Raw genomic sequence first — 11,904 nt, forward strand, 5'->3', positions numbered from 1 at the left:
GCGTGTGGATGTGTCTGCTGTGATCGGGAACTGCTAGTCGGCGGGCGGTTCAGCTCGAGCGTTTGCGGATCTCCGCGATTCGGGTGCCGGAGTACACCGGTTCCTCGTCCTGGTTGAACGCGATGTGCTCGAAGCGAACGGTTCCCGCCTCGTCGCGGTCGGAGTCGTCCGTCGCTTCGAGCACGCGCGTGAACGCGTAGACGGTATCGCCGGGGGTGACGAACGTGTGGAACGTCTCGTCGTCGAACCCGACTTCACGGAACGTTCGCTCGTCGGAGCGAGCGTGGCCCAGCGCCGTCGATCGGGTGACGTCGCCGTAGGTGACGATGTCGCCAGACGGCGAGTCGGCCATCACGTCGGCGTTGTGGTGCTGCTTGGCGGTGTTCAGCGTCGTAAGCGGTAGCCCGGCGACGGTCAGGTCGTCCTGGGTACGACCGCGTTCGTGGCGGTAGGCGACCGCGGCGTCCCGGTCGTCGGCGCGCTCGAGGGCCTCGACGAAGTCCTCGAAGGTGCCGCCGTCGGGAGTGACGAACTCGCTCGGAAGTGCGGGCTCGTCGGGCTCTTCGGCCGCCGCAGCGCTCCCGCCACTGCCGTCGGTTGCCACCGGCTCGCGTCGCGGGATCATGTTCGTCCGCTCGTAGGAACACAGTACCTCGTCGGTCTCGGCATCCCGCCCGCGGGTGCGCCAGGTGACGATCCCGTACTCGGGCCGGGAGCTCGAGGTCGCGGTCGAGACGACCTCGCTCTCGACGCGCAGTTCGGTGTCGGCGTAGACGGGGGCGCCGGGAAATCGGACGTCGGTGCGCCCGAGGAAGTAGCCGCCCTTCTCGCTTAAGTCCTCGACGGTGATGCCGAGCGTCGCGGCGGTGAGGTAGTCGGGGTGGATCGGTGGCTCCTCGAACCCCCGCTCGCGGGCGGCGTCGGTTCGCCAGTAGGCCGGATCGTGGTTCAGCGTCTGGCTCATCCAGGCCTCGTTACCCCACCGCGTGAGCGTGAGTCCGGGATCGTGTTCGATCAGGTCGCCCTCTGCGAACGCTTCGAAGAAGTTTCCCTTCTCGCGGGTGTCGGCGCGCTCGAGCGCGCGGGCGAACGTCTCGGTGTCGGTCCAGTCGATCGATCGCGGCTCGCTTCGCTCGCCGCTCTCTGTTCCGGAGTCGCCTTGCGACTCCCTAGTCATCTGCGGCCACCTCGTCTGCGTTCGTCGGTCGCTGCTCTCTGTTTCGTCTGGCGACGGTTCGGCGCATCTCGTTTTCCACGATCATGTATCCCTCGTCGAACCCCATCCCGGGCTTTGCGAGCACCTGCGCGGCGTCGGTCGCGAGCGCGACGTGCGCGCAGGCGCGCGCGGACGTTTCCGTCTCGTTGCAGGTGCCGCCCAGGTAGGCGCGGGTATCGGTACCCTCGCAGTACCTGACCGCCTGCCCGCTGCGGTGGATCCCGCCGAGGTCGGGGGTCTTGATCTGGACGACGTCGGCCGCGCCCCGATCGACGAACGTCCGCACGTCCTCGAGGGTGTTACACCACTCGTCGGCCACGATGTCGACGCCGACGCCGGCGTCGGCGAGCCCCTCGCGGAGTTCGACCATCGCCTGGATCTGCCCCTTCCGGTCGCCGACGTCCATCGGCCCCTCGATCTGGATCGGATAGGGTGCGGCGGCGTCCTCGAGCGCCCGGAAGTAGTCGACCACTTCCTCGCGGTCGTAGGGGGCACCGAAAATTTCCCCGATCATTCCGTACACGTCGATGTGGAACCGGGGATCGTAGTCGTCGGGACCGAGTGCCTGCGAGCGCTCGGCGAGCCACTCGACGTACTCGAGTAAGGTCTCGCCGTCCTCGCCGATCTTCTCGACGCTGTTAATGAGGCCGTGGGGCAGGACGGGGACGCCCTTGACGAACATCTTCTCGGTGTTGACGTAGCGGTCGTCGCCGGACTGGCCGAAGACGGGCACGGGTTCGGTCGCCGGCTCCGTGCCGAGTTCGTCGGCGAGGACGTCGGTTCTCGTGGTTCCGGTATCGTGGGCTGCCGCCGCCAGCAGCGCCTGGGAGACACCGTAGCGGATCGCCGTGTGGAGGCGATCCCCGTCGAACTCGCCGTCCTCGAGCAGGTCGGCGTTCGCGAGAAAGTCGCTCGCGTCCCGGCCGACAAGTTCCTCGGCGACGGGTCCCTCGACGACCGGGGCGTACTCGGCGGCCCGAAAGAGCGGGTCGCGCCCGCCCGCGCCTGAGTATTGGACCGCCGCGCAGTCGCCGCGGTGGACGCTGCCGTCGGCGAGTTCGACGTCGACGATCAGCGTCTCGCCGGCTTGACGGATCTCGTCGAACCCCTCGGTGACGGGATCGCCGTCGTAGGTGAAGCCGTCCTGGACGGCTCCCTCCTTGATCGCGCGCTGGTCGTCGAAGAAGAACCCGCTGTACCCCGGCGTGGCGTGGATCGCCTCAATCCGCACTGCCGACACCTCCCTTGTCCTGGGGGCGGCCGATGAGCTTCCCGTCGCTGATCGCGTCGACGTCGTCGGCGACCATGCGGAACGACTCCTCGCGGCCCTCGGTGGTGGCCCGCTGTGAGAGCCGGGCCTTGTGGATCTCCTTAATGTCGTCGTCCATCTCGAGGTCGGCCCACTCGAAGATCCGCACCCGGCCGTCGTCGTCGCGGGCCGGCAACACGGCGCCTTTCGCGCTGTCGCTCGGCGCGAAGGGGACGTCGAGCGCTCCCGAGTCGAACGCCTTGATCGTTCCCTGAACGACGTCGCCGTCGCCGTGGCCGAGGATCGTGTCCATGAGACACCGCGTCTCGCGCTCGATCAGGTCCTGTTCCTCCGCGATGCCGTCGATGTCGATGTTCTGCTCGATCGCCATGTCGATGACCTGTCGCGTCGTGCGGAGTCCGGAAGCGTTTGCCTCCTTCGTCGGGACGCCCTGGAACTCCTGGGGCGACTTCGTGATGACCTTGTCCGGCTGCGCGATGGCGGCGGTCATCCCGCCGAGGCTGATGACGCCGTTTGCGCGGGCCTCGTCGGGCGGGAAGCCGCCCATCCACTCGTGGAAGACCGTCGTCACGCACACCTCGTCGGGGAGGTACTCGTCGCCGAGCTTCTGTAAGGCGTTCAGGGCGGCGACGTCCTGGACGACGTTACCGACCTGGCCGTAGCCCAGCGTGATCGAGCGCACGCCCTGGGTGGCGGCGAGCTGGCCCTCGACGATCATGATCGCGATCGCGATCGACGGTGGCACGAGCGTCCCCGTCAGTGGGCCGAACGGCTCGCGGTTGATCCGCACGCCCCGCTCGGTGTAGGCGCCCGCCAGTCGGTCGACGAACTGCCACTTCTCGATCGTCTCCTCGAGCCCGTGGCGTTTCGTGTAGGGGATGTTGTAGGAGATCGGGCCGCCCTCGAAGCTCTGGAAGCCGCCGGCGAAGGTGATCGCCGCCAGCAGGCGGGCGTCGGGGGTGCCGTGGCGGACCTCGATCGGGGCGTCGATCGCCTCGATCAGCTCCCGACAGCCCTCGATCCCGTGGTTGACGGCGGGAAAGCCGTTGAGGGTGTCCTCGCCGGTCTCGCGGGCCTTCTCGAGACCCTCCTGGGCCTTCCCGTACTCGTTGTCGCGCGTGTAGGAGTCGATCGTCGTCGGCAAGAGGTCTGCTTTCCCCTCGCCATGGAGGTACTCGAGCAGCTCGATCTGATCGCCGAGTCGCGGGACGCCCGCACGGGGTTGCAGGAGGGGGCTGTCGGCCGACTCGAGGACGTCGGCGAAGCGTTTGCTCGCCGGCAGCGACTCGTGGTAGGCAATCGCCTCCTCGAAGTCGACGGCCTCGCCGGTGGACCAGCCGGACCGGATCTCGTCGTCGATACGCCGTAGCTCGTCGGATGGAATGCGTTCGTCTCGTATCATCGAGCACCGGTTAGCTGCTGACGGTAACCCGTTCGGATTCCGTGGTCGTAACGTGGAGGTCCCGCTCGAGGGCGGCGATGGCCTCCTCGGGGTCGGTCTCGGAGTCGAAGACCCGATCGAACCCGAGCTCCTCGAAGGTGGCCCGCGTCTGATCGAAGTCGTCCTGCCCGACGGCGAGGTTGCCGCCGATGTAGGTCATCGCGTCGACGTCGGCCTCCTCGAGGACCTCGTGGAACCCCTGACAGTCCTGCTCGGCGTGACCGTAGAGCGAGGAGACGAGTACCGCCTCCGCCGAGTGGGCTACCGCTGCCTCCGCAAAGTCCTCCTGGGAGGTCTGGACGCCGAGGTTGACGACGTCGAAGCCAGCTGCACTCAGGGCCTGCTCTAGGATCGTGATGCCAACGACGTGGGCGTCGGAGCCGATCACGCCGAGGACGACCGTTCGGGACATCGTGTTCAGAACCATGATGAATTGCCGTATAAAGTTAATGGTTGATCATGATAATACTCCTTATACAGCCTAGCACCACCCCCTTGAGAGACAACCACACCTTCATGATCTATTGCAAAGGTTTTTGCGCCTGTCCGCAGACAGTCGCCTCCATGGGCGCACTGTCGAACCTGCGCGTGATCGACCTGACGCAGGTGCTGGCCGGCCCGTACTGTACGATGTTGCTCGCGGATATGGGCGCCGACGTCGTAAAGATCGAGCGCCCGGGCGGTGACCTGATCAGGTCGAACCCGCCGTTCGTCGCCGACGCCGAGGCGGAGGCCTACGGCGGGTACTTTCAGAGCGTCAACCGAGGTAAGCGCAGCCTCGAGCTCGATTTCAACGACCCCGACGATCGCGAGGACTTCCTCTCGCTGGTCGAGGAGGCCGACGTCGTCGTCGAGAACTACCGCTCGGGGACGATGGAGAAGTACGACCTGGGATACGAGACCCTCAAAGAGCGCAACCCGGAGCTAATCTACTCCTCGATTCGCGGCTTCGGCGATCCGCGCACGGGCGAGACCCACCGACAGGGCCAGCCCTCCTTCGACCTCATCGCGCAGGCGTTAGGCGGTGTGATGGAGATCACCGGACAGGAAGAGGGCCCGCCGACGAAGGTCGGCCCCGGAATCGGCGACCTCTTTACCGCGACGCTGAACTGTATCGGCATCCTCGCCGCCGTCAACCACCGCCACCGAACCGGCGAGGGCCAGTACGTCGACACCGCGATGTACGACGCGATGCTCAGCATGACCGAGCGAGCGGTCTACCAGCACTCCTACACCGGCGAGGCGCCCTCGAGGCGGGGCAACTCCCACCCGACGCTGTTCCCCTACGACGCCTTCGAGACTCGCGACGGCCACGCCGTGATCGCCGCCTTCGGCACGAACCACTGGAACGAGGTCTGCGAGGCAATGGGCCGGAAGGAGCTCGCCGCGGAGTACCCCACCGCCGCAGATCGCCTCGAGCACCGCGAGGAACTTCGCGAGGAGATCGCCGACTGGGCCGCCGGACTCGAGACCGCCGACCTCGTCGAGACCCTCGAGGGACGGGTTCCGGTCGCACCGGTCCAGAGCACCGACGAGATCTTCGAGGATCCCCACGTCCGCGATCGGGAGATGCTCGTGCCGGTCGAACAGCCGGGCACCGACGAGACCGTCGAGATCGCGGGTTCCCCGATCAAGATGACCGAGACGCCGCCCGAACCCGGCGGACGGGCGCCGCTGCTCGACGAACACCGCGAGGAACTGCTCGAGGACGGCGAACTCGAGCGAACCGACGCCGAAACGGCTGCGGACGACTGATCGGCGACGAGGGGGACAGCTCCCCGCGGAGCCGCCTCGCGGCGCGCTCGGATCGGAGAGTAATCCTTTTGCGGTCCCCACACACACCTCGGAGTATGGACTGGCCATTCGACCCCGACGGGGAACAGGGCAGCGAGGGAATGCGGAAGTTCGACATGCGGATCATCGCCGACAAGGTCGACGAGGAGGAGGACTTCCCGATGAACCGCGACGAGTTCGTCGCCGAGCACGGCGACGATCCGATCCGGATCAACTACCAGCGCGTCGTCCCGATGCGCGAGATCTTCGAGTACGTCGAGGTCGAGGAGTTCGAGACGATACTCGACATGCACAAGGCCGTCGGTGCGGCGATGCGGGCAGGCGACTTCTGGGAGTACCACCCGAAGGGGAGCGACCCGGAGAAAAAGCCCGCCTGAGCCGTCACGGATCTGGATTACGTACCACTTATACGACGCCGATCGAAACCTTCGGGTACCGTGACGAACACGCAGGTTACGCTCCTCCAGATCGACAACTACGGTCCCTGGACCGTAACGCCCGAACCGCGCCGGGAAGCCGATCTCCAGACGCTCCAGTCGCGGCTGTACGCCGACGTCTCCCAGTTTGTCGGCAACCGCGACGGCTACGTCTTTTTCACCCGTTTCGACAACATGATCGCCGTCACGAACGGACTTTCACGCGAGGACCACGCGCTCCTCCAGGAGTCCGTCGGCAACCGGTACCCGGTGACGGTCAGCCTCGGCGTCGCGACCGGGACAACCCCGGTACAGGCACTTTCGGACGCGACCGCGCTGATCCAGGAGGCCGGCAGCGCACAGGACAAGAACCGACGCGAGTGTCTCGAGGGCCGAACCATCGACGACGCCCACCGTACCGGCGAGGACGTCCAGATCGCACACTTCGACGTTATCGACGCGACGGGCGAGTATACCGACGAGCTCAACGCCTTCGATACGTTCATCGAGATCGAGCAGGGGTACGCCTCGCTCATGCGCCACATGCGACGGGCCCACGAGAGCCTCGCCTTCTTCGTCGGCGGCGACAACGTCATCGTCGTCTGTCCGGACCTCGACGAAGCCCAGTACGAGGAGGCGATCTATCACGTCCAGGAGGACGTCGACGTCGAACTTCAGGTCGGCGCCGGCCGAGGGAGAAGCGCCCACGAGGCGGGCATCGCCGCCAAACACGCCCTCGAGGACTGCCGTGCCGACGGAACCAGAATCGAACTGGGCTGGTGAGGCGGCTCGCGGTCGCACTCGCGTCCGTTCTTGCGAATCTTCGCAGGCACTGTCGAACCTCATACGTTTGTCACGCGTTCACTTAACCGTGCCGGAGATAGTTTTTAGCCAGTCCGTGGGATGTGTACACATATGGAACCGGAACTGTCCGTCAGGGAGGTCCTGACGACCGAATACGTCGGCGTCAGCGAGTCGGATCCCGTCTTGGGTACCGTTCGGCTGATGCGCGAAGAACGGGCGGGCTGTGCCCTCGTGGTTCGCGGCTCGGAGCCGGTCGGAATCGTGACCGAGTGGGACGTGCTCGGCCTCGTCGCCGAAGAGGACGATCCGGCCGAAACGACCGTCGGGGAGGTCATGACCAGCCCGGTAATCTCGATCAACGCGGGCTGGTCGCTGGCCGACGCCGCGACGACGATGAGCCGACAGAACATCCGGAACCTGGTCGTCGAGAACGACGACGAGGTCGTCGGCGTGCTCACCCAGCGGGACGTCATCACCGCCGCCGGCTCCTTCCAGGGGGCGGCGAGCAGCAGCCCCGACACCTCCCTCGAGTCGGAACGCCCCCTCGAGCAGTCCCGATCCTCGCGTCCCGGCGACGAGCTCGAGACCGAACTGTTGCCAAACGGCGGCGACGAGTTCTCCACGCAGGGCGTCTGCGAGGCCTGCGGGTCGCTCGCCGACTCGCTGTGGGATGCCAACGGTCGGTTGGTCTGTTCGGACTGTCGATCGGTTTGAGCTCACCGCCGAAAGCCCGTTCCGGGCGCGACGGCGAGAGATAAGAAGAGCTTTTGGACGCAGCTATCGACCGGAGGACAATGACTCCGGACTCACCGGTCGTCGAGCCCGCGACACAGGGAGATCTGCCGGCGATCACCGAGCTGTGGGTGCGGCTGGCTCGCGATCAGCGCGACCACGGCTCGTTCGTCCGCGGCGAGGAAAACCGGAAGACGATGCGGGAGACGCTCGCCGGACACCTCCACACCGACGGGCTCCTCGTCGCACGCGAGGGGGAGTCGATCGTCGGCTTCGTCACCTACTCGCTCGAGCGAGGGTCCCTCGAGCTCGACGCGACACGGGGGCTGCTCTCGAACATCTACGTTGCACCCGCCTACCGCGACCGCGGGGTCGGAACCGCGCTGCTCGAGGCCGCCGAGGACGCACTCGCCGACCGGGGTGCCGAGGTCGTGATCCTCGAGGTGCTGTCGGACAACGAGGCCGCGAGACGGTTCTACGAGGATCGCGCGTACGAACCCTACAGAGTGTCGATGCGACGGTCGCTCGAGGACCGATCGGAAAACGATACACACTCAAAGGAGGAACGGTAACTCACTGCTGCGCCAGGGGAGCATGGGCGGTTCATGCACTCGACTTGTAATCGAGACTTCGTGGGTTCAAATCCCACCCCTGGCTTGGCGTCGCGAGCAATCCCGCGAGCGACGAACAGCCACGTGGGTTTGGAGAAGAGAACGGTTTCGCCGTGACCGTTGTTCAAATCCCACCCCTGGCTTGGCGTCGCGAGCGCGAATCGAGCTCTCACCGATCGGTTCGGCTTTGGTTACCTGACACACAGGTCTGTCCATCTCGAGATAGCGTACCGCTCGAGCCGACTTTCATTTTCTTCGAGTGATTCAGCTATTGGTCGATCACCGAATCGTCTCGAACGCGCGTACGGCTCCAAACCGTGCCGATTCATGGCGGACTAATTCGGGGTCGATCGGATATAGTTCCGCAATCGACCCGCTGAACCGGGTGAAAAACCCGTAGGAGGACTGTTTCAATACGCACAACTTCTTAGTCCGTATAAGTACTCGGCCCGATCTCTCTCGAAACTGTTCTTCGCCACGATTCACACGGTCTGACGCGCTTATTTCCGCGATAACCTCGGATTTCTCGTTCCACTCGCTGGGAACGTCTCGACCCGCTTCGTCGGGCTTGAAACTGTTGAGCGGGGTCGTTCGCGAGCTGAGATACTTTCAAGTCAAATTACTTCGAGTATATGTATAACCGACCCGTTTGTACGGAAAGTCGTAATGTCGAACGACTCTGGTAACTGGCTGACAGGTCGACGAACGTATTTGAAGGGATGTCTTGCGGGACTCGGAACGCTTTCCGTAGCCGGAATGGCGTCCGCATCCACGGACGCGAGTGCGAGCGAAAGCGACTACAGCAACGTAGTCGACATGGTTGAAGCGGGCGCCGATCCGAACGGCAACGAATCGGTCACCCCCGTTATTCGGGAGAACATCGCAGAGGACACGCTCCTGAGGTTCCCCGAAGGGGAGTACTACATGGACGACCAGGTGCGGTTCACCGGGTTCAACAACGTTGGGATCGTCGGAAACGGCGCGACGCTGGTTCCGGCGGACTACCACACGTTCGGTAGCTCGCGGGCCCGACTGTTCCGACTCGGGACGAGCGATAGTCCCGGTGGATCGGTCTGGTTCGAGGGGTTCGAGGTCGACCAGACTGCATCTGACACTGGTATCCGCGTGATCAGCGCCGAGGTCACGGACGAACTCGTCGTCCGAGACATTTTCGTCCACGGCGTCCACGATAGCGGCACCTGGGGTCCTGCGCTGTTCAACATCACGGATTCCGACGGCTCCGGCATCGTCGACTGCTTCCACGCGTTCGACGGCGCGGTACACGTCGACGATACGCCGAACGGCGGTCGATGGCGCGGTGCAACGGGGATTATCCTCAACGACAACCACCAGGGAGATATCCGGTTCAAGGACTGCATACTCGGCGGATTCCCCGACAACGGTCTATACGCGTCCGGCGACAACGGTCGAATCGACGTCGAGGGTGGCTGGTACGAGAACAGCGCCACCGCGTCGATCCGCCTCAGCGGAAACGAGGGTTCGATCGAGGATGCGATCATTGCCGTCGACGAGAACAGCGTTCAGGCGGAGGGACAGCACGCGATTCGTCTCGACCAGGCAGATCAGTTCACCGTCTCGAACGTCACCGTCGACGTTCCACAGCAAAACGGCGAAGCGATCCGCATTATGCAAGGCGCCGAGTCGACCACGATCTCCAACACTCGAGTTTCCGTCGAGGGCCAGAGCGCGGCCGTCCGCGTCGACAGCGGTGCTGGTGAGGTCGACTTCGTGAACTCCGAAGTCGAAATCAACGGCAGCTCCTACGCCTTCCGTCTCCTCGGTGACAGCCCCGGTGCCGTTTCGCTCGAGGACGTCAACATCCTCGGGAGCGCCAGCGGATCCCCGATCCAGCCGGCGATCTTCTGTGAGCGAAACAACTGCCAGTTCGAAGGGCTCTCGGTCGAACAACTCGGCGACGGTCGCCGACGCGGACTCGAAGTTCGCGGTAGCGACTACCTCATCGCGGACAGCGAGTTCGAGACGAGCCACGTTCCGCTCACCGTCCACAACGCGAGCGACGTCACCATCGAAAACACCACCGCAGAGGCCGCCGACGGCGGCAACTCGGTACGCATCCAGAGTGGTTCGAGTTCGGTCACCATGGAGAACAACGAGTTCCCCGACGGTGTCGACGACCGTCGATAACTCGAGCTAAGGGAAGGGATCGAGAACGGATATCGATCGAAGGGTGGTTCGTTCTTTTGTTTGGGTACCGACACCGTCAGTGTCGGATCGTACGGATCGTCTGGATAGCACACGGTACTTCCTCCGGTGGAATTCTCGGAAAAAAGAGCGTCTCAGATTCGATCCGTATGTGGTGTGCGAATATATTCTCTATAGAACGTATTTGTCGTATAGTGTCCTACGTTGTACGCTCAGGTCGAGTAGAGGACAGAGAGCTTATATACGATGACGGAAAGACTCCGGCTAATGCTACTCTCAGTCGACCGTTCCGACACAGCCTCTGCCGCGTCGTTGAGCTACGAAGTCGTCGCCGCTGTCGCCGACCGAGAGGGTGTCGAACCGACTGACATCGAACCGCCGAAGTACGACGCACTCTACGAGGTCATCAACCCCGAGGCGCTCGACTCGCTGTTTGCCCCCCGAGAGAACGGGATGCATCGGGCCAGCGGACGGATCGAGTTCGACTACTGTGGCTACCACGTCGTCGTAACCAGCGAGGGCGACGTCGACGTCAGGGAACTCGAGTAGACCGAGCCGTTCGAACCGAGACGACTGTTTTCGCCACGCCGTCGGTTGACGAGGAGCGACGGTTACAGGGAAGACAGGAGAAAACCCACGACTGAAGTCGTGGGAGGAGGTCACGCGTCCCGACAGGCGGTCTCGAACACCGACTCGTGGAGTCGACCGGCGACCGTCTCCAGTAGCGGCTTCATGTTCTCCGTGTCGGCGCGGTTGTACTCGACGAGGCGCTCGAGAGCGGCGTCGTCGCCGCTCTCGTACTCGTGCCAGAGCCGAACCGCGTCCCGACCGCTGAGGTCGGGCATGTCGCGACCGATCCCCAGCTCGCGTTCGATCGCCTTCAGCCCGCCGTCGAGTCCTACTTTCTTGCAGGGGTACATGAGATCGACGTGAGGGACCGTCACGTCGAGGTCGTAGCACGTCTCGAGGAACGGAACGTCGAAGCGCTGCCCGTTGAACGTCACCAGCAGCGCCGACTCCTCGAGTTCGGCCTCGAGGCGCCGGGCGGTCAGGTCCCGTCCCTGGACGAACGTCTTCGTCTCGTCGCCGCGGTGGATCGACACCGTCGTCACGTCGTTGCGATCGGCGCTCAGACCCGTCGTCTCGATGTCCAGAAAGGCGGTCTCCTCGCGGACGTTCTCGTAGAGGCGCCACCGGCTCACGGCCGGCAGCGCCTCGGCGAACGTCGAGACGTCGCCGCGCTCGAGGTGGGTCCACCCCTCGTCGATGAACGTCTCGATCCGGTCGGCGAGCGTGTCGCCGACGACGCTGCCGTCGAACTCCTCCCAGTGGGTAACCCCGTTCTCCCAGAGCCGGCGCTCGGTGGTCTCTCCGACGCCACGAACCGGGATGAAGCTGTTCTCGATTCGCACACCAGTGTAGGGGAACCAGTCGGT

General features: G+C 64.6%; 12 protein-coding genes and 1 tRNA gene. 8 read left to right on the top strand and 5 right to left on the bottom strand.

Features of this window, described 5'->3' with window-relative positions; genetic code table 11:
- Positions 1 to 49: 49 nt before the first annotated feature.
- Genes mch through glmS form a run of 4 tightly spaced genes read right to left on the bottom strand, consistent with a single transcriptional unit; the run spans position 50 to position 4,354 of the window.
- Positions 50 to 1,177 (bottom strand): 2-methylfumaryl-CoA hydratase, encoded by a 1,128-nt coding sequence (mch, locus tag ACFEMD_RS17225; RefSeq protein ID WP_394742476.1) that lies wholly within the window; start codon positions 1,175 to 1,177, stop codon positions 50 to 52.
- Positions 1,170 to 2,447, bottom strand: a complete 1,278-nt coding sequence (locus tag ACFEMD_RS17230) for a methylaspartate ammonia-lyase (RefSeq protein ID WP_394742477.1) — start codon at positions 2,445 to 2,447, stop codon at positions 1,170 to 1,172. Before ACFEMD_RS17230 ends, mch begins: the two co-directional genes overlap by 8 nt.
- Positions 2,437 to 3,888: a methylaspartate mutase subunit E gene (locus ACFEMD_RS17235; RefSeq protein WP_394742478.1), complete on the bottom strand. Its 1,452-nt coding sequence runs from the start codon at positions 3,886 to 3,888 to the stop codon at positions 2,437 to 2,439. Before ACFEMD_RS17235 ends, ACFEMD_RS17230 begins: the two co-directional genes overlap by 11 nt.
- 10 nt (positions 3,889 to 3,898) lie before the next feature.
- The gene (gene glmS / locus ACFEMD_RS17240) at positions 3,899 to 4,354 is read right to left on the bottom strand and encodes a methylaspartate mutase subunit S (protein WP_394742479.1); all 456 of its coding nucleotides are present in this window, start codon (positions 4,352 to 4,354) and stop codon (positions 3,899 to 3,901) included.
- 137 nt (positions 4,355 to 4,491) lie between these two features.
- Here glmS and mct point away from each other — a divergent pair, with 137 nt between their 5' ends.
- From mct to ACFEMD_RS17280, 8 genes are all read left to right on the top strand, one after another.
- Complete coding sequence (gene mct / locus ACFEMD_RS17245; protein WP_394742480.1) at positions 4,492 to 5,682, top strand: succinyl-CoA:mesaconate CoA-transferase; 1,191 nt, start codon at positions 4,492 to 4,494, stop codon at positions 5,680 to 5,682.
- Between the two features lie 95 nt (positions 5,683 to 5,777).
- Positions 5,778 to 6,098: a DUF5785 family protein gene (locus ACFEMD_RS17250; protein ID WP_278291695.1), complete on the top strand. Its 321-nt coding sequence runs from the start codon at positions 5,778 to 5,780 to the stop codon at positions 6,096 to 6,098.
- A gap of 60 nt (positions 6,099 to 6,158) precedes the next feature.
- Entirely contained in the window at positions 6,159 to 6,920 is a 762-nt protein-coding gene (locus tag ACFEMD_RS17255; RefSeq protein WP_394742481.1) for a GTP cyclohydrolase III, read from the top strand.
- Between the two features lie 132 nt (positions 6,921 to 7,052).
- Positions 7,053 to 7,655: a CBS domain-containing protein gene (locus ACFEMD_RS17260; RefSeq protein ID WP_394742483.1), complete on the top strand. Its 603-nt coding sequence runs from the start codon at positions 7,053 to 7,055 to the stop codon at positions 7,653 to 7,655.
- Between the two features lie 80 nt (positions 7,656 to 7,735).
- Entirely contained in the window at positions 7,736 to 8,245 is a 510-nt protein-coding gene (locus tag ACFEMD_RS17265; RefSeq protein ID WP_394742484.1) for a GNAT family N-acetyltransferase, read from the top strand.
- Positions 8,246 to 8,256: 11 nt separating this feature from the next.
- Positions 8,257 to 8,330: transfer RNA gene (locus ACFEMD_RS17270), tRNA-Thr, on the top strand.
- Positions 8,331 to 9,040: 710 nt separating this feature from the next.
- Positions 9,041 to 10,450, top strand: a complete 1,410-nt coding sequence (locus ACFEMD_RS17275; protein WP_394742485.1) for a hypothetical protein — start codon at positions 9,041 to 9,043, stop codon at positions 10,448 to 10,450.
- 285 nt (positions 10,451 to 10,735) lie between these two features.
- A complete protein-coding gene (locus ACFEMD_RS17280) occupies positions 10,736 to 11,017 on the top strand; it encodes a HalOD1 output domain-containing protein (RefSeq protein WP_005555604.1) in 282 nt (93 codons plus the stop codon).
- Positions 11,018 to 11,127: 110 nt separating this feature from the next.
- On the opposite strand, the gene ACFEMD_RS17285 is transcribed toward ACFEMD_RS17280, so the two are convergent.
- Positions 11,128 to 11,880 (bottom strand): ribonuclease H-like domain-containing protein, encoded by a 753-nt coding sequence (locus ACFEMD_RS17285; RefSeq protein WP_394742487.1) that lies wholly within the window; start codon positions 11,878 to 11,880, stop codon positions 11,128 to 11,130.
- Between the last annotated feature and the right edge of the window lie 24 nt (positions 11,881 to 11,904).

Source organism: Natronococcus roseus (assembly GCF_043677095.1).
Taxonomy (GTDB): Archaea; Halobacteriota; Halobacteria; order Halobacteriales; family Natrialbaceae; genus Natronococcus; species Natronococcus roseus.